We start from the raw sequence: 14,796 nt of genomic DNA, 5'->3' as shown, positions 1-14,796 counted from the left end.
GGGTCAGTCGCCGCGCCTGGCCTGGGCCTCGGCCGCGTCGAGGGCGGCGGCCTCCTCGGGGGTGGGAGCGGCGCCGCCGAGGTGGGCGGGCTGCCACCAGGCGCCCTGGCGCATGTCGGGATAGGTGCGCTGGGCCTTGTCCAGCAGCTCCGACATGCGGGTGTGCAGGTCGAGGGTGGTGGCGGCCATGTCGTCACCGCGCTTGGGGTACAGCGGCTCGCCGACGATGATGGTCACGGGGACGTGGCGCTGCAGCAGCTTGCGCGGGCGGCCCTTGGTCCACAGGCGCTGGGTGCCCCACAGCGCGACGGGGATCATCGGCACGCCGGTCGCCGCGGCCATGCGGATGGCGCCGTTCTTGATGTCCTTGACGGTGAACGAACGGCTGATCGTCGCCTCGGCGAACACCCCCACGACCTCGCCCGCCTTGAGCGCGCGCAGCGAGGCGGCGTAGGAGCTCGCACCCGCCGCCCGGTCGACGGGGATGTGGTGCATGCCGCGCATGAGCGGGCCGGAGATCTTGTTGTCGAAGACCTCCTTCTTGGCCATGAAGCGCGTCAGCCGCCCCGCGCCCCGGTAGGCGGCCAGCCCGGCGAAGATGAAGTCGAGATAGCTGATGTGGTTGCTGACCAGCACCGCACCGCCGGAACGCGGGATGTTCTCCTCGCCCTCCATCGTGATGCGAAGGTCCAACGCGCGAAACAGGGTCAGCGCCGCACCGATCACCGGTGGGTACACGATCTCAGCCATGCCCGAACGGTAACCTACGCTGACGTAACCCGGCGACTCAGGCCCGGCGCTCCCCGCTGGTCAGTGCCCCTTGAACGCCTCCTCGAGCCACCACGACGCCCGGCCCCTGGTCACCTTGGCGTGGACGAGGATCGGACGCTCGCGCGGGCCTTCGAGCCAGGCGGCCAGCGGCTCCAGGTCGGCGACCGTGCGCACGGTCAGGGCCTGGCAGCCGTAGCCCTCGGCGATCGCGGCCAGGTCGGCGGGCGGGAAGGTGACGGTGTCGAGCGGATGGCCGTGCGGGCCGAAGTGGTGCACCTCCGCACCGTAGGCCTCGTCGTCGTAGACCACGATCACCATCGGCAGGCCGAGCCGTACGACGCTCTCCAGTTCGGCGATCCCCATGAGCAGGCCGCCGTCGCCCAGCGCCGCGACGGGCAGCCGGTCCGGCCTGGCCAGCGCCGCGCCGATCGCCGTGGCCAGGCCGAGCCCGACCGACTGGAAGGCCTGGGTGAAGCAGAAGCCGTACTCGTCGGGCACGTCGAGGAACATCGACGGATGGCCCATGAAGTTGCCCGAGTCGACGGCGACGATCCGCTCGGCGGGAAGCAGGTCGTCGAGCGCGACGGTGAGCGTGCCCGGGTCGATGCGCTCGCCCGTGTCCGCGGGCGCGACGGGGGTGTCACGCCAGCGGCCCCTGGCGGCGATGCGGGCGGCGAGCCCGTCCGAACGATAGCCGGGCGAGGCGACGGCCTCGGCCAGCACCGCACGCGCGACCCCGGCCGTGTCGCCCGTGACACCGAGCGCGACGGGCCGGTGCGCGCCCAGGGCCGAGCCGTCCAGATCGACCTGGACGAGTACGGCATGCTCCCCGATGAGGGCGCCGTGCCTGGTCGTCCACATGTTCAGCGCGCAGCCCCAGCCTACGACCAGGTCGGCCCCGGCGATGAGCTCGGCGGTCAGCGGGGAGGCGAAACCGCCGCTGACGTCCAGGTCCCACGGCTCGCCCCTGAACAGCCCCTTCGCCACGGCCGACGTGGCCAGCAGCGCGCCCGTGCGCTCGGCGAGTGCGAGGAGTTCGGCCCTGGCGTGCCTGGCGCCCCGGCCCGCGACGAACACCGGCCGCTCGGCCCGCGCCAGCAGCGCGGCGAAAGCGGCCACCGACTCGGCGTCCGGCTCGGGCGGCTCGTACGGCGTCCCGGCAGGCGGCTCGCCGCCCTCCGACGGCAGGTCGAGCAGCTCGAGCGGCAGGTTGAGCAGCACGACCCGCCGCTCGCGCACGGCCGTGCGGAACGCGGCCGCGGTGTCGGCCACCGCCGTCGCGGGCCCGCCGATCCTGGCCGGAACCACGCCGAGCGCCTCGGCCAGCGCCGATTGGTCGATGTGGAAGTTCGACAGCGGCGAGGAGGCCTCGCCCGCCAGGACGACCAGGGGCGTGCGGCTCTTGGCCGCCTCGGTGAGGCCGGTCAGCGCGTTGGTCAGGCCCGGTCCCTGGTGCACCGACACGACCGCGACCTCGCCCGACATCCTGGCGTAGGCGTCGGCCATCGTCGCCGCGCCCGCCTCGTGCCTGGCCGCGGTGAAGGTTGCTCCGGCCGCGACCAGGGCGTTGGTGACGTGGAAGTTTCCGCTGCCGACGACCCCGAACACCGCCCGCACGCCCAGCGCGGCCAGTGTCGAGCCGACGGCTCCGGCGACGGTGCCGCTCACCGCTCGACGAGGGCCAGCACGCGGACGGGGCTGCCCGACCCGCCGACGATCGGCAGCGGAGGCGCGATGACCACCGCGCCGGTCGGGGGCAGCCGGTCGAGGTTGCGCAGCTGGGTCAGGCCGTACTTGCCCGCGCCCAGGAAGAAGGAGTGGCACGGGAAGGCCGGGTCGAAGGAGTGGGCGGCGCCCGCGTCGGTGCCGACGGTCTCGACGCCGAGACCGATGACCGGCGTTTCCTCGGCCAGCCAGCGGGCGCACTCGACGGAGACGCCCGGCGTGTGCGGGCCGCTGTCGTCGGCGTTGAGGAAGGCGGCCTGGTCCTCGGCCCGCGCGTCCCAGCCGGTGCGCAGCAGCAGCCAGCCTTCGGGCAGGGGGCCGTGCTCGGCCTCCCACGCCTTGACGTGCTCGACGCGCAGCAGGAAGTCGGGGTCGGCCGATGCCTGCGCCGCGAAGTCGAGCACGGCGGCGGGCGCGAGCAGCCTGGTCAATGGCACCTGCGAGACGTCCTGGCCGTCGCGGCCCGTCACCCAGTGCACGGGCGCGTCGAAGTGGGTGCCCGTGTGCTCGCCTGTCGTGATGTCGTTCCAGTACCAGGCCGGGCCGCGGTCGTCGTAGCGGCTGATCTCGGTGAGCCTGAAGGGCACCGTGTTGGCGAACGGCTCGGGCAGCTGCAGGATCGGCGTGCTCGACGACAGCGGCGCGGTCAGGTCGACGACCTCGATGCCGCCCGCCGCGACACTGTCCACCAACTGCCTCAGAACTGACATGACGCCTCCTGTGCTCGTACTGCCTCAGCTCAGATCCTCCTACGCGCCGCCCCGCTCCGTCACGCGCCCCCCGCCCCGACGAGCGCGACCGCTGCGGTGGCGCTCTCCCGCAGCGTCTCGTGCACGGGTACGGCGTAGCTGCGGGCCAGGTGGATGAGATAGCGGTTGCGTTCGGGATTGGGGCAGTCCGGCGGGCAGCCGAGCACCGCCCTACCGGTGCCGACGTCATGCCCGAACTCCACATTCGTCGTGAATCCCGGCAGCGTCACGACGTCACGCGGGATCCAGAACAGGATCGCGCCCGCCGCCCGCCTGGCCGCGCACTCCCAGGCGAACTGCTCGTCGTAGTGCGCGGCGAGCACCCCGTCCCTGGACTCGGGCGAGAGCACGTGCAGGGTCGCCTCCCGCTGCCAGGCCGCCGCCAGCGCGGTGATCGCGTCCGGCCGCCACGAGGGCACGGCGTGTGCTCCGGCGCGCGGGGTCGGGCCCGCCAGGAAAACCGAAGGGCCTTCGGGGATCGGTTCGCGGGCCCAGACGACGTCGACGGTCATGTTCGATGCTCCTTCAGCGGGTCCACGGCAGCTTCAGCCCGTCGCCCTCGACCCGGGGCACGACGTGCAGATGCAGGTGGAACACGGTCTGGGACGCGGCTGCGCCTCGCGAGGTGATCACATTGGCCGCCGGCAGGCCCGAGGCGAGCTCGGCCGCCCTGGCCATCGTGGCGGCCGAGACGGCGGGGTCCTGCCCGACATCGGCGACATGGGCGTGCGGGACGACCAGAACGTGACCCGGGGTGACCGGGGCGACGGGCAGGAACGCCAGCGCGTCCTCCCAGCGCCTGACCACGGTCGCGGGGGCGCGTCCGCTGACGATGGCACAGAACACACATCCGGGCTCACTGCGCATGGCGCCTCCCTGACGTCGGCCGACCTGCCTGGCCGCCCCAGCCTGATCGCACGTTCAGCGTCTTTGCAAGCGCCGGGGTGTGTGGTCATGGGCGTCCGGGGTCTGTTTCCGCATGTGTCCGGCCTCTGAGAGGGTGATGCGGTGCGCATGGTGTTGCTCGGGCGGGTACGCATGGTCGGCGGCGACGGGCAGCAGGCCGAGATCGGCGGTGCGCGCTCGCGTGCGCTCGTGGCCCGGCTGGCGCTGGAGGCGGGCCGTACGGTGGCCTCCGACACGCTGGTCGAGGACCTGTGGGGGGCCGAGCCGCCCGCGGGCGCCGCCAACGCGCTGCAGGCCCTGGTCTCGCGGCTGCGCAAGGCGCTGCACGGCGTCGCGGGCGTGGAGTCGGCGCCCGGCGGCTACCGGCTCGCGGTGCTCCCGCAGGAGGTGGACGCGCTGCGCTTCGAGGATCTCGCCACGCGCGGCAACCGCGAGCTCGCGGCAGGCCGGGCCGGGGACGCCGCCGACCTGCTCGGCCAAGCCCTGGAGCTGTGGTCGGGCCAGGCGCTCGCCGACCTGCCCGACCTGCCGTTCGCCAGGGCCGCCGCACGCCGGCTCGACGACCTGCGGGTACGGGCCGCCGAGGACAGGGCGGACGCCGCGCTGCGGCTCGGACGGCACGAGGAGGTGCTGACCGAGCTGGAGGACGCCGGAGAGCGGCACCCCCTGCGCGAACGGCTGGCCGTACTGCGGATGCGGGCGCTGCACGCGGCGGGACGGCAGGCGGACGCGCTGGCCGTGTACGAGGGGACGCGGGCGGCGCTGGCCGACGAGCTGGGCGTCGACCCGTCGGCGGAGTTGAGCCGGACCCATCTGGCCGTGCTGCGCGGCGAACTCGGCTCACCGGCACGCGCCGAGCCCGGCCGCCTGCCCGCACGGCTGACCAGCTTCGTCGGGCGTGAGCAGGAGCTGCGGATGCTGGCCGGGCTGCTGACGACCGCGCGCCTGGTCACCGTCGTCGGGCCAGGCGGTGCGGGCAAGACGCGACTGGCGCTGGAGGCGGTGGCCCGGCATCCGGCACACGAACGCGGGCGGGTGTGGTTCGCACCGCTGGCCGGGGTCGCCTCGCCGGACCGGCTGGCCGACGCCGTGCTCGGCGCGGTCAGCTCCCGCGATCTGCGACCGCCCGAGCAGCGGGTGCCCGCACGCGGCGGCGACCCGGCCGACCGCGTGGCCGACCTGCTGAGCGCGGGCGAGGCGGTGCTCGTCCTGGACAACTGCGAACACCTGGTCGAGGCGGCTGCCGGGTTCGGGCGACGCCTGCTCGACCGCCTGCCGTACCTGACGGTGCTGGCGACCAGCCGGGAGGCGCTGGGGGTCACCGGTGAGGCGCTGTGCCCGCTGGCCGCGCTGAGCGAGGCGGACGCGGTGCGGCTGTTCGCCGATCGGGCCAGGGCGGTGCGGCCCGGGTTCGAGCTCGACGACGGCGCCGCAGGGCCGGTGGCCGAGATCTGCCGGAGGCTGGACGGCCTGCCGCTCGCCCTGGAACTGGCCGCGGCCAGGCTGCGTTCGATGGGCGTCGAGCAGATCGCCAGACGGCTGGACGACCGCTTCCGGCTGCTCACCTCCGGCGACAGGGCCGCGCTGCCGCGCCAGCGGACGCTGGGCGCGGTGGTCGAATGGAGCTGGGACCTGCTGAACGAGCAGGAGCGCACGCTGGCCAGACGCATGTCGATCTTCCCGGCCGACGCCGGGGACGCGGCGATCGAGGCGATCTGCTCGGACGAGAGACAGCTCCCGGCCGACGACGTCGTCTACGTGCTGGGCTCGCTGGTGGAGAAGTCGTTCGTGCAGGGCGAGGGCCGCCACCGCATGCTGGAGACCGTACGCGCGTTCGCCGCCCGGCGGCTGGACCTGGCGGGCGAGCGGGAGGCGGTGTCGGCCAGGTTCGTGGCCTACTTCCGCGACCTGGCCGAGGAGCAGGAGCCGGTGCTGCTGACGCGCGAGCAGGTCGCGGCCAAGCTCGTGTTCGACGCGGAGTACGACAGCATGGTGCACGCCCTGCGCACCGCCGTCGACGAGGGCGACGCCGACTCCTCCTGGCGGCTGCTCGGCCCGCTGTGGCTGTACTGGAACGCCCGACTCGACGCGCGCTCCGACGGCCTGACCGCCGAGGTGCTGGCGTTCGGCGACGCGCTGCCCGGCCGGGCCAGGGCCGCGCTCACGGCGATGCATCGGCTGGCCGACAACAGCGGGTCCTTTCCCGAGCCCGCCGAGGTACGCGCGATCGTCGAGGACGTCCACCGCACCGGCGCGATCGGCCGCTACCCCGTCCTGGCCGTGATCGCCATCGCCCCCGCGTACTTCTTCGGCTTCGACGACCTGCTCGCACGCGAACTGCCCCTGGCCAAGGCGCATCCGCATCCGTGGGTCAGGGCCGCCGCCCACTGGGTGGACTCCTTCGTCCGCACCGACCGGGGCGACTGGCAGGGCGGCGCGCGCGTGCTGGCCGAGACGTTGCGCGCGTTCGAGGCCGTGGGCGAGCGTTACGGCCTGGGGCTGACGCTGATGGCCGTCGCCCGCGTGCACGCCGTCCAGGGCGAGTACGGCCAGGCCGTCGCCGCCGCCGAGCGCGCCGTCGCACTCGCGGCCGAGTTCGGCTCGGGCGAGGAGGCCGTCTACCGTTCCGAACTCGCCGGTCTGCGCGTGCGGGGCGGCGATCCCGGCGGCGCGGCGCAGGACGTGCGGGCGGCGCGCCGCCTGGTGGCCGGGCGCGCTCAGCCGTACTCGGAGATCGAGCTGCTGCTGCGTCTGGCCGATCTGCATCGCCGCGCGGGCGAGGTGGACCTGGCCGAGGAGGTGCTGCGGGAGCTGGTGGAGTTCGCGCGGGAGGCGGGGATCGCGGCCGAGGTCGTCGAGGCGCGGCTGGCCTCGGCCCGGATGGCCTGCCTGCTGAGCGCCGGCGCCGCCGGGCAGGCACGCGACCTGCTGCCCGCCGCCGTCGACGCGGCCTTCGCGATCCGTGCTCCCGCCGTGGCCGCGGAGCAGCTGGCCCGCCTGCTCCTGCTGGAAGGCGACCCGGCGGGCGCGGCCACCGCCCTCGGCCTGAGCGAGGCCGTCCGAGGCGTGTTCGACCACGGCGACCCCGAACTGCGAGCCCTGGTCCACGTCCTCAGCACCACGCTCGGCGAGCTCCGGTACGGCCAGGCCTACGCGGAGGGTGCGCGCTGTGCCCGGGAGCGGGCGCTGGAACGGCTGGCGGGGGCGGGCTGACCTTCCGGTCTGGGCGGGGCGGCCTGACGGGGCGGGGTCAGGGCCTGACGGCGGGGCCCGGGAAGCGTCAGGGCGGCGTCAGGTCCGGTGGAGATCGTGGGTGGCGTCGCACTCCCCCGCGCACGATCCCCTCGGAGGAACGCCCCCATGAGCACCACGACGACCACCGCCAGGTCGCTGGCCCCGGACCTCGCACGCGGCTTCATGCTGCTGCTGATCGCGCTCGCCCACGTACCCGCGATGATCACCGACTGGGACTTCGCCCCCGCCGTCTTCGTCAAGTCGCTGGTCGCCGACAACCAGGCCAGGGCGATGTTCGTCTTCCTGTTCGGCTACGGCCTCGGCCAGATGGCACGCCGGCAGAGCGAATGGACCTCCTTACGGGCGTTGCTGCGGCGCAGGGGCCTCTGGCTCACCGTCATCGGGTTCGCGCACACGGTGATCCTGGTGCCGATCGACATCGTCGCGGTGTACGGCGTGACGCTGCTGGCCTTCGCGCCGGTCGTGCGGGCCAGGGACTCGGTGCTGCTGTGGACGGCCGGTGCGACGCTGCTGCCCGCGACCCTGCTGCTGGCCTGGCAGAGCGTGACGGCACTGACCTCGGCCGCGGCCGGGACGCCGATCACCCTGGCCGCGTACATGGAGCCCACGCCTGGCCTCCATCTGGTGGCGAACATCCCCGCCTGGCCGGTCGAGACCGTCCTGTCCACGCTCATGGTGCTGCCCGGCATGCTCGCCGGTCTGTGGGCCGCGCGCCGCAAGGTCCTGGACGAGCCGTCCCTGCACCTGCCGCTGTTGCGCCGGGTCGCCGCCCTCTGCCTCGGCCTCGCCGTACTCGGCCGGGTGCCCTTCGCGCTGCTGCTCGCCGGGGCCTGGCCGTTGCCGTCCGTGTCGGTGGCCTGGGTGGCGGCCTTCGCCCACGACCTGACCGGGTACCTCGGCGGCATCGGCATGGCGGCGCTCGTCGGGCTCGTCGCCCATCGGATCGGCCGCACTCCCGGGTCCGTCGCGTCGGCGCTGTCGGCGCTGGGGCAGCGGTCGCTCACCTTCTACCTCTTCCAGTCGGTCGTGTGGGTGGTGCTGTTCTATCCGTTCGCCTTCGACCTGAGCCGTGCGGTGAGCCTGCCCGCCGGGTTCGCGCTCGCCGTGGTGGTGTGGGTGGCGTCGATCCTGCTGGCGGACCTGATGCGCCGCATCGGCCATCGGGGACCTGCCGAGATCCTTCTGCGACGTCTGAGTGATCGCTAGTGTGGTTGTCCTTCGAGCGGACGGAGTGAGGCATGAGCAACGGCAAAGTGGTCGTGAACAGGGCGATGTCGCTGGACGGTTTCATCGCGGCGCGCGGTGACGAGATGGGCTGGATCGGCGACTACGTGGCTCCGGACCTCTTTCCCGAGGTCATGGCGGCCACGGGTGCGATGCTCATCGGCAGGCGCACCTACGAGGTCGGCAAGGCCATGGCCGCGCAGGACACCCCCTACGAGGGCGGAGCGCTGTTCGTCCTGACCCACGAGCCTCCCGCCGAACCCGACCCTTCCGTCACCTTCCTCACCTGCGACCTCGACGAGGCCGTCGCCACCGCCCGCGCCGCCGCCGGCGGGCTCGACCTGGAGATCCTCGGCGCCGACCTGGCCGCCCAGTGCCTGGGGCGCGGGCTGGTCGACGAGATCCTTGTGTACGTGCTGCCGGTTCTGCTGGGCGACGGCGTCCGGGTCACGCCTGCGAGCTTGGAGCGGGTCGAACTGGAGCCGTTCGAGAACAGACAGTCGGGCAACGTCACCCTGCTCCGCTTCCGCGTACGGAAGTAGTCGCACGGGACTGGCAAAAATCACCACATCCTGATTTATCCGGCCATTTGATATTGCCAGATCCCCACGAAATGCGAATATGGCGAGATGATCGCACTTGGCAGGCGAAGCGCCTCCATCTTCATGGGCCTGGCGCTGGCGCTCTCCCCCCTCGCGGCCCCAGAAACGAGCGCGACGGCCAGCACGAACGCCGCCTCTATTCCAGGATGTCGCTTTTATCCACCCAACCCGCACATCACGACCAGTCGCCACATCAGCGTTAATTACACTTTTTCCTGCAACAACCGCAGAATTCGCTATGTAAAGGTCACTCTGGCCCTGAGGCGACACAGGGGCGGACTACCCGACAAAGTCGAGACGTCATATCAATACGACCGATTCCCCAATCCGGCACAAGCCGGTATCAACGGCTCACTCCAGACGCCGGGCGTATGCCAGTCCGGCAAGCGCTACCACGGCGACATCACCGTCAACGTGTCGTTCTCGGCCGCGCAGAACCGCACCGAGTCCCTGCGCGGCCCCTCCATCACCTGTCCGCGCTGACGCCTCCCTCGGCGCCGCGATCACGAGCCGACGCGCAGGGCGGCCACGACCTGGGTCAGGGCCGGGTCTCCCGCTGCGGTGTCCAGGGCGGCGCCGAGGGAGTGGCGGTAGGTGGCGGCGGCCTCGTCCCTGCGGGAGACGCCTTCGGGGGTGATGACGGTGTAGACGCCGCGGCGGTCCTCGGGGCACAGGTCCCTGCGGGTGAGGCCTGAGGACTCCAGGCGGGCGACCAGGCGGGTCACCGAGCTCTGGTTGAGGCCGAGGAGGTCGGCCAGTTCCTGCATGCGCAGTTCGCCGACGGTCGACAGGTGGCACAGCGCTCGGTACTCCGACAGGCCGAGGCCATGGCGTTGCAGGGCGGTGGCGATCTCGTGCTCGACCCTGGCGTGCAGCCGGATCACACGGGCCCAGACGTCGATGTCGTCGGCGGAATGTGTATGCACAGGCATACTTGTCAACCATACCCGCTACGGCCGTTCGGCGGACGGCGATATGGGCGAGATGGCAGGATCGGTCGCTGTCGTCGACGAAGGGCACTGATGTGTTCCATGTGACGCTTGCGGCGCTGCTCGCCGTACCCGGAGTGGGTGTGGCTCCGGCGGCCGAGCCTCAGCCGGTGTGGAAGATCGTGCGGCACGAGGACTTCAACGGCAGGTCGCTGCCCAAGGGGTGCGGCAGCTACGGGCCGACGCCGCACGGCGGGGAGGCGGCCAGCTGGTACGACCCCGCGCAGGTCCGCGTGTCCAAGGGGCTGCTGCGACTCGGCATCACGGCCAAGCGCTGGGCCGATCGGCAGTACGCCACCGGCGGGATCGGGTGCTGGGGGCTGGCCAGGACCTACGGGCGTTTCGAGATACGGGCGAAGATCCCGAAGGGCAAGGGCATCGACAGCTACATGCTGCTGTGGCCCGAGACGCCCGGCGGCGACCCCGAGCCGCACTGGAGCGGCGCCGAACTGCTCGCACCCGGCAAGGAGAAGGCGCACATCACCAACGGCGACGGAGTACGCAAACGCGGCAAGGTGGTGGCAGGTGTGTTCTCCGACGCCTTCCACACCTATCGCTTCGACTGGACGCCCTCCTGGTTCGCCTTCTCGGTCGACGGCGTCGTGCTCTACAAGGACCGCCACACCTCCACGAGCAAGCGCTGGCTGGGCGTCGCGGTCTCCAGCGGCGACACGCTGACAGGGGTGCCGAACGCGGCCACGCGGCTGCCGAAGGAGTTCCTGATCGACTCCATCAGGGTCTCGGCCTTCTCCGGCTGGCGGTAGTCGCCCGGCTCGGTCGTGCTGGTTGCCATCGCCGGAAAACGGGCAGATGGTGACCGCATGAAGAAGCTCATCAACGACGCCGCCACCGTCGTCGCCGACGCCCTCACCGGGCTGGCGGCGGCGCATCCCGCGCTGCGCGTCGACCTGGAGCAGCACGTCGTGTACCGGGCTCGGGCGCCGATCACCGGCAAGGTCGGCCTGCTGTCGGGCGGCGGGTCCGGGCACGAGCCGCTGCACGCAGGGTACGTCGGGCGGGGCATGCTGGACGCCGCCTGCCCCGGCGAGATCTTCACCTCGCCGGGCCCCGACCCGATCGTGGCGGCCACCCACGGCGTCGACGGCGGCGCGGGCGTGCTGCACATCGTCAAGAACTACACCGGCGACGTGCTGAACTTCCAGCTCGCGGCCGAACTCTGCGCCGACGAGGGCGTCGAGGTCGCCTCCGTACTGGTCGACGACGACGTGGCCGTGCTGGACTCGCTGTACACGGCCGGGCGCAGGGGGACGGGCGCGACGGTGTTCGTCGAGCGGATCGCGGGCGCGCTGGCCGAGGAGGGCGCTCCGCTGGAGCGGGTGGCCGCGGTCGCCGCCGAGGTCAACGCGCGTAGCCGATCGTTCGGCGTCGCCCTGACCTCCTGCGTCACGCCCGCCGCCGGGAAGGCGACGTTCGACCTGCCCGAGGGTGAGGTCGAACTCGGCATCGGCATACACGGCGAACCCGGTCGTACCCGCGTGCCCGCCGCCACCGCCCGCGAACTCGCCCACGTCGCCATGGACGCGGTGCACGGCGACGACCCACTCCGGGGCGACCTGCTCGTCATGGTCAACGGCATGGGCGGCACGCCGCTGGTCGAGCTGTACGTCGTGTTCGCCGAGGTCGAGGCGTACGTCCGGGCGAAGGGTGCTCGCATCGCCCGGTCGCTGGTGGGCAACTATGTGACAAGCCTCGACATGCAGGGCTTCTCGGTCAGCGTGTGCCGCATGGAGGCGGAACTACTACGGCTGTGGGACTCGCCGGTCGACACGGCCGCGCTGCGATGGGGGTGCTGATGCACGACGAACGACTGTCGCCGGCCGACACACCGGCATTGCGATGGAAGAGCTGATGGACGTCGCGTTCTTCACCGGCTGGCTGGAGCGGTTCGCGGTGTCGGTCGCCGAGCAGCGCGAACGGCTGACCGAACTGGACGCGGCGATCGGCGACGCAGATCACGGGGCGAACCTGGACAGAGGCTGCACCGCCGTACTCCAGGCCCTGGCCGACACCCCGCCCGCCACGCCGGGCGAGGCGCTCACGCTGGCGGGCGGCACGCTGATACGCAAGGTCGGCGGGGCGTCCGGGCCACTGTACGGGTCGTTGCTGCGGCGGATGGGCAAGGCCGTGGGGGGCGAGCCCGAGGTGTCGGCGGCGCTGCTGGCGGAGGCGTTCGCGGCCGGGGTCGAGGCGGTGGCCGCACTGGGCAGGTCCGCGTCCGGCGACAAGACCATGCTCGACGCCCTGACGCCCGCCTCCCAGGCCCTCACCCAGGCCGCCGACCAGGGCCTCCCTCTCACCGAAGCCCTCCGCCTCACCGCCGAGGCCGCCACCGCGGGCGCACTCGCCACCGTGCCTCTCCAGGCACGCAAGGGCCGCGCCAGCTACCTGGGCCCGCGCAGCGCAGGCCACCAAGACCCCGGCGCCACCTCCGCCGCCCTCCTCCTGACAGCCCTCACCTCATGACCCAATCCTCTCCTTCCCGCCTTTACCGCAATCCTTCCCGCCCTTACCGCAATTTCCCGCCTTTACGGCAAGCCGTCCCCAGCGCCCCCGCGGTCACCGCCCCCGCCCGTCCAGGGGACGCTCCTCATGCGCACCACACCCCACCGCTACGGAAAGGCACGCCATGGTAGGACTCGTCCTCGTCTCACACAGCCACGCCCTCGCCCAGGCCGCCGCCGACCTGGTACGCGGCATCGCGGGAGACGGCGTGCCGATCGCAGGCACCGGAGGCGATGAAGAGGGCAAACTCGGCACCAGCATCGAACGCATCGAAGCCGCCATCGCCGAAGTCGACCAGGCCGACGGCGTCGTCCTCCTGCCCGACCTGGGCGGCTCCGTACTGACCGCCAGACTCCTCGTGGAGCCGGGCAGAGTCGCCCTGGCCGACGCCCCGTTCATCGAAGGCGCGATAGCCGCAGCCGTAACCGCCAGCACCGGCGAGCCCCTCCCCACCGTCCTCACCGCCGCCGAACAAGCCTGGACCTACCGCAAGGGGTGACGCCGCCTGGGGGTGGGCGAGCGGACGAGACGAAGAGGCGGCCTGCCGAGCGAGCAGGGCGCGAACTGACGGGCGGCGCAGGCAAGCCGACGCGGGTGAACCAACGGACGATCAGGCGGACGGGCGGACGGGCGGACGGGCGGACGGGCGGGGCAAGCAAGGACGCATGTCGGCATTTTTCGCAAGAAATCCCCGGAAAGCCGCACGACTCTAAGGGACGCCCCAAGGAAGAAACGCCCTAGGCGCAGACACTGGTCGATGATGCGGGCGAAGTCGCGCACGATCTCGGGGATGCCCAAGGAAGAGACGCCTCTCGGAGCAGACACCCCGAGAATGCGACGCCCAGGAAACAGCACCCCTCAGGAAACAGCGCCTCAGGAAGAGCGCATCAAGAAGAGACGCCTCCAGAGAGGGCATCTCCAGAAAGCACACCTCCGAACAACGGCATACCTCCGAACGACAGCACGCCTAGAAACAACACGCCCCGCATTAAGGTCGGAGCCCCCCAAATCCTCACCAAGCCGAGCCAACCCCGCCCCGCGATCCTCCCCACCCAAACCCCAACGCCCCAACCACTCCCCACCAAACCAAGAACCCCCTCCCAGCAACTCCCCCAGCCCACAGCCCCTAAAACCACACCACACCACACCACACCACACCACACCGCCCACCAACCCCCGCCCTCACACCCCTACCCCCTACTTGTGCTTGAAATAAACAAACAACCTCCCATGATTCTTAGAATCCTTGTCAATCCGATGATACAAAGCCTTGATATCCTTCCGCTCAAGAAAGCGAAGCACCTTCTTCTTGAGTTGCCCAGAGCCCTTCCCAGGAATGATTTCCACCTCAGTGGCCTTCTTCCGAATGGCCTCGTCGATGATCCCGCGCAGTGCGCGATCGATCTGGTCGCCCTTGTTGAAGATGTCATGCAGATCCAGCTTCAGCTTCATGAGCCCATCCTCTCCCATGGCGAACAGCCTCCCGACTGGAAGGCCTTGTCGGTGCCCACGACGACCACCTCGGTCGGCCCCTTGACGATGCCGCTGTCGATGACGTCGCTCGGTACGCCGGTGGTGTCCTTGAGTCTGGCCCAGTAGCAGGCGGGCTGTCCGGGCGCGGGGCCGCTCGTCTTGTAGGTCCCGGCGAGGATGTCGACACCGACGGTCAGCGTGCCGTTCCCGCTGACACCTCCCGCCCCAGACCCGGGAGTCGTCGCAGGCCCAGGAGTCGCAGGCCCAGGAGTCGCAGCAGGAACCGAGGGCGCAGGCGAAGACGCAGGCGGAGGAGCGACAGTCCCGGGACCAGCAGGCTCGCTTGCCCCCGGCTCACCAACCCCAGGCTCACCGGCCTCGGGAACCGGCGGCGCCATGGACATCGTCATGTCCGGCGGCGCCGAGTACGGCGAAGGCTCGGAGGAGGCCGTGGAGTCGGGTGTCGTCCCGACCCCCATGACGAAGCCGAGGAGAAAGCCGAGCACGCCCGTCAACCCGGACACGAGCAACATGATCGTCGGGCTGGTGGCCGGCTTCGGGTACTCCGGGGGACCGTAC

16 protein-coding genes are annotated in these 14,796 nt (G+C 71.6%); 8 read left to right on the top strand and 8 right to left on the bottom strand.

What is annotated here, in order from left to right; genetic code table 11:
• Positions 1 to 3: 3 nt before the first annotated feature.
• Genes ACTWNK_RS16100 through ACTWNK_RS16080 form a run of 5 tightly spaced genes read right to left on the bottom strand, consistent with a single transcriptional unit; the run spans position 4 to position 4,112 of the window.
• Complete coding sequence (locus ACTWNK_RS16100; protein WP_474304774.1) at positions 4 to 750, bottom strand: lysophospholipid acyltransferase family protein; 747 nt, start codon at positions 748 to 750, stop codon at positions 4 to 6.
• A gap of 60 nt (positions 751 to 810) precedes the next feature.
• Positions 811 to 2,439: a thiamine pyrophosphate-binding protein gene (locus ACTWNK_RS16095; RefSeq protein WP_474304773.1), complete on the bottom strand. Its 1,629-nt coding sequence runs from the start codon at positions 2,437 to 2,439 to the stop codon at positions 811 to 813.
• On the bottom strand, positions 2,436 to 3,206 hold the full coding sequence (locus tag ACTWNK_RS16090; protein ID WP_474304772.1) for a cyclase family protein: 771 nt from the start codon (positions 3,204 to 3,206) through the stop codon (positions 2,436 to 2,438). Before ACTWNK_RS16090 ends, ACTWNK_RS16095 begins: the two co-directional genes overlap by 4 nt.
• A 59-nt stretch (positions 3,207 to 3,265) precedes the next feature.
• Positions 3,266 to 3,757, bottom strand: a complete 492-nt coding sequence (locus ACTWNK_RS16085) for a nucleoside 2-deoxyribosyltransferase domain-containing protein (RefSeq protein WP_474304771.1) — start codon at positions 3,755 to 3,757, stop codon at positions 3,266 to 3,268.
• Positions 3,758 to 3,770: 13 nt separating this feature from the next.
• Entirely contained in the window at positions 3,771 to 4,112 is a 342-nt protein-coding gene (locus ACTWNK_RS16080; protein WP_474304770.1) for an HIT family protein, read from the bottom strand.
• Between the two features lie 147 nt (positions 4,113 to 4,259).
• On the opposite strand from ACTWNK_RS16080, the gene ACTWNK_RS16075 reads away from it, so the two are divergent.
• The 4 genes from ACTWNK_RS16075 to ACTWNK_RS16060 all read left to right on the top strand — a co-directional run bounded on the left by ACTWNK_RS16075 (position 4,260) and on the right by ACTWNK_RS16060 (position 9,715).
• A complete protein-coding gene (locus ACTWNK_RS16075) occupies positions 4,260 to 7,364 on the top strand; it encodes an AfsR/SARP family transcriptional regulator (protein ID WP_474310930.1) in 3,105 nt (1,034 codons plus the stop codon).
• 147 nt (positions 7,365 to 7,511) lie between these two features.
• Positions 7,512 to 8,612 (top strand): DUF418 domain-containing protein, encoded by a 1,101-nt coding sequence (locus tag ACTWNK_RS16070; protein ID WP_474304769.1) that lies wholly within the window; start codon positions 7,512 to 7,514, stop codon positions 8,610 to 8,612.
• Between the two features lie 32 nt (positions 8,613 to 8,644).
• Positions 8,645 to 9,172, top strand: coding sequence for a dihydrofolate reductase family protein (locus tag ACTWNK_RS16065; RefSeq protein ID WP_474304768.1), 528 nt, complete (start codon positions 8,645 to 8,647; stop codon positions 9,170 to 9,172).
• Positions 9,173 to 9,259: 87 nt separating this feature from the next.
• Positions 9,260 to 9,715, top strand: a complete 456-nt coding sequence (locus ACTWNK_RS16060) for a hypothetical protein (protein ID WP_474304767.1) — start codon at positions 9,260 to 9,262, stop codon at positions 9,713 to 9,715.
• Positions 9,716 to 9,735: 20 nt separating this feature from the next.
• On the opposite strand, the gene ACTWNK_RS16055 is transcribed toward ACTWNK_RS16060, so the two are convergent.
• Positions 9,736 to 10,164: a MarR family winged helix-turn-helix transcriptional regulator gene (locus ACTWNK_RS16055; RefSeq protein WP_474304766.1), complete on the bottom strand. Its 429-nt coding sequence runs from the start codon at positions 10,162 to 10,164 to the stop codon at positions 9,736 to 9,738.
• Positions 10,165 to 10,265: 101 nt separating this feature from the next.
• On the opposite strand from ACTWNK_RS16055, the gene ACTWNK_RS16050 reads away from it, so the two are divergent.
• The 4 genes from ACTWNK_RS16050 to dhaM all read left to right on the top strand — a co-directional run bounded on the left by ACTWNK_RS16050 (position 10,266) and on the right by dhaM (position 13,243).
• Positions 10,266 to 10,985 carry a glycoside hydrolase family 16 protein gene (locus ACTWNK_RS16050; RefSeq protein ID WP_474304765.1) on the top strand — a complete coding sequence of 240 codons (720 nt, stop codon included), beginning with the start codon at positions 10,266 to 10,268 and terminating at the stop codon, positions 10,983 to 10,985.
• A gap of 57 nt (positions 10,986 to 11,042) precedes the next feature.
• Complete coding sequence (dhaK, locus tag ACTWNK_RS16045; RefSeq protein ID WP_474304764.1) at positions 11,043 to 12,035, top strand: dihydroxyacetone kinase subunit DhaK; 993 nt, start codon at positions 11,043 to 11,045, stop codon at positions 12,033 to 12,035.
• A gap of 43 nt (positions 12,036 to 12,078) precedes the next feature.
• Positions 12,079 to 12,705, top strand: a complete 627-nt coding sequence (gene dhaL, locus ACTWNK_RS16040; protein WP_474304763.1) for a dihydroxyacetone kinase subunit DhaL — start codon at positions 12,079 to 12,081, stop codon at positions 12,703 to 12,705.
• Positions 12,706 to 12,868: 163 nt separating this feature from the next.
• On the top strand, positions 12,869 to 13,243 hold the full coding sequence (gene dhaM / locus ACTWNK_RS16035) for a dihydroxyacetone kinase phosphoryl donor subunit DhaM (RefSeq protein ID WP_474304762.1): 375 nt from the start codon (positions 12,869 to 12,871) through the stop codon (positions 13,241 to 13,243).
• A 698-nt stretch (positions 13,244 to 13,941) separates the two neighbouring features.
• Here dhaM and ACTWNK_RS16030 read toward each other — a convergent pair.
• Both ACTWNK_RS16030 and ACTWNK_RS16025 read right to left on the bottom strand, forming a co-directional pair.
• Positions 13,942 to 14,196 carry a Smr/MutS family protein gene (locus ACTWNK_RS16030; RefSeq protein ID WP_474304761.1) on the bottom strand — a complete coding sequence of 85 codons (255 nt, stop codon included), beginning with the start codon at positions 14,194 to 14,196 and terminating at the stop codon, positions 13,942 to 13,944.
• Positions 14,193 to 14,741: a hypothetical protein gene (locus ACTWNK_RS16025; RefSeq protein WP_474304760.1), complete on the bottom strand. Its 549-nt coding sequence runs from the start codon at positions 14,739 to 14,741 to the stop codon at positions 14,193 to 14,195. Before ACTWNK_RS16025 ends, ACTWNK_RS16030 begins: the two co-directional genes overlap by 4 nt.
• Between the last annotated feature and the right edge of the window lie 55 nt (positions 14,742 to 14,796).

This window comes from Nonomuraea sp. IBHARD001 (assembly GCF_056106265.1).
This window is presented reverse-complemented; position numbering and strand designations above follow the sequence as displayed.

What these genes read in the sequence shown, in the direction of transcription:
- ACTWNK_RS16100 (WP_474304774.1), bottom strand. Translation starts at nt 750, where the DNA reads ATGGCTGAGATCGTGTACCCACCGGTGATCGGTGCGGCGCTGACCCTG.
- ACTWNK_RS16090 (WP_474304772.1), bottom strand. Translation starts at nt 3,206, where the DNA reads ATGTCAGTTCTGAGGCAGTTGGTGGACAGTGTCGCGGCGGGCGGCATC.
- ACTWNK_RS16085 (WP_474304771.1), bottom strand. Translation starts at nt 3,757, where the DNA reads ATGACCGTCGACGTCGTCTGGGCCCGCGAACCGATCCCCGAAGGCCCT.
- ACTWNK_RS16080 (WP_474304770.1), bottom strand. Translation starts at nt 4,112, where the DNA reads ATGCGCAGTGAGCCCGGATGTGTGTTCTGTGCCATCGTCAGCGGACGC.
- ACTWNK_RS16075 (WP_474310930.1), top strand. Translation starts at nt 4,260, where the DNA reads ATGGTGTTGCTCGGGCGGGTACGCATGGTCGGCGGCGACGGGCAGCAG.
- ACTWNK_RS16070 (WP_474304769.1), top strand. Translation starts at nt 7,512, where the DNA reads ATGAGCACCACGACGACCACCGCCAGGTCGCTGGCCCCGGACCTCGCA.
- ACTWNK_RS16065 (WP_474304768.1), top strand. Translation starts at nt 8,645, where the DNA reads ATGAGCAACGGCAAAGTGGTCGTGAACAGGGCGATGTCGCTGGACGGT.
- ACTWNK_RS16060 (WP_474304767.1), top strand. Translation starts at nt 9,260, where the DNA reads ATGATCGCACTTGGCAGGCGAAGCGCCTCCATCTTCATGGGCCTGGCG.
- ACTWNK_RS16055 (WP_474304766.1), bottom strand. Translation starts at nt 10,164, where the DNA reads ATGCCTGTGCATACACATTCCGCCGACGACATCGACGTCTGGGCCCGT.
- dhaK (WP_474304764.1), top strand. Translation starts at nt 11,043, where the DNA reads ATGAAGAAGCTCATCAACGACGCCGCCACCGTCGTCGCCGACGCCCTC.
- dhaL (WP_474304763.1), top strand. Translation starts at nt 12,079, where the DNA reads ATGGAAGAGCTGATGGACGTCGCGTTCTTCACCGGCTGGCTGGAGCGG.
- dhaM (WP_474304762.1), top strand. Translation starts at nt 12,869, where the DNA reads ATGGTAGGACTCGTCCTCGTCTCACACAGCCACGCCCTCGCCCAGGCC.
- ACTWNK_RS16030 (WP_474304761.1), bottom strand. Translation starts at nt 14,196, where the DNA reads ATGAAGCTGAAGCTGGATCTGCATGACATCTTCAACAAGGGCGACCAG.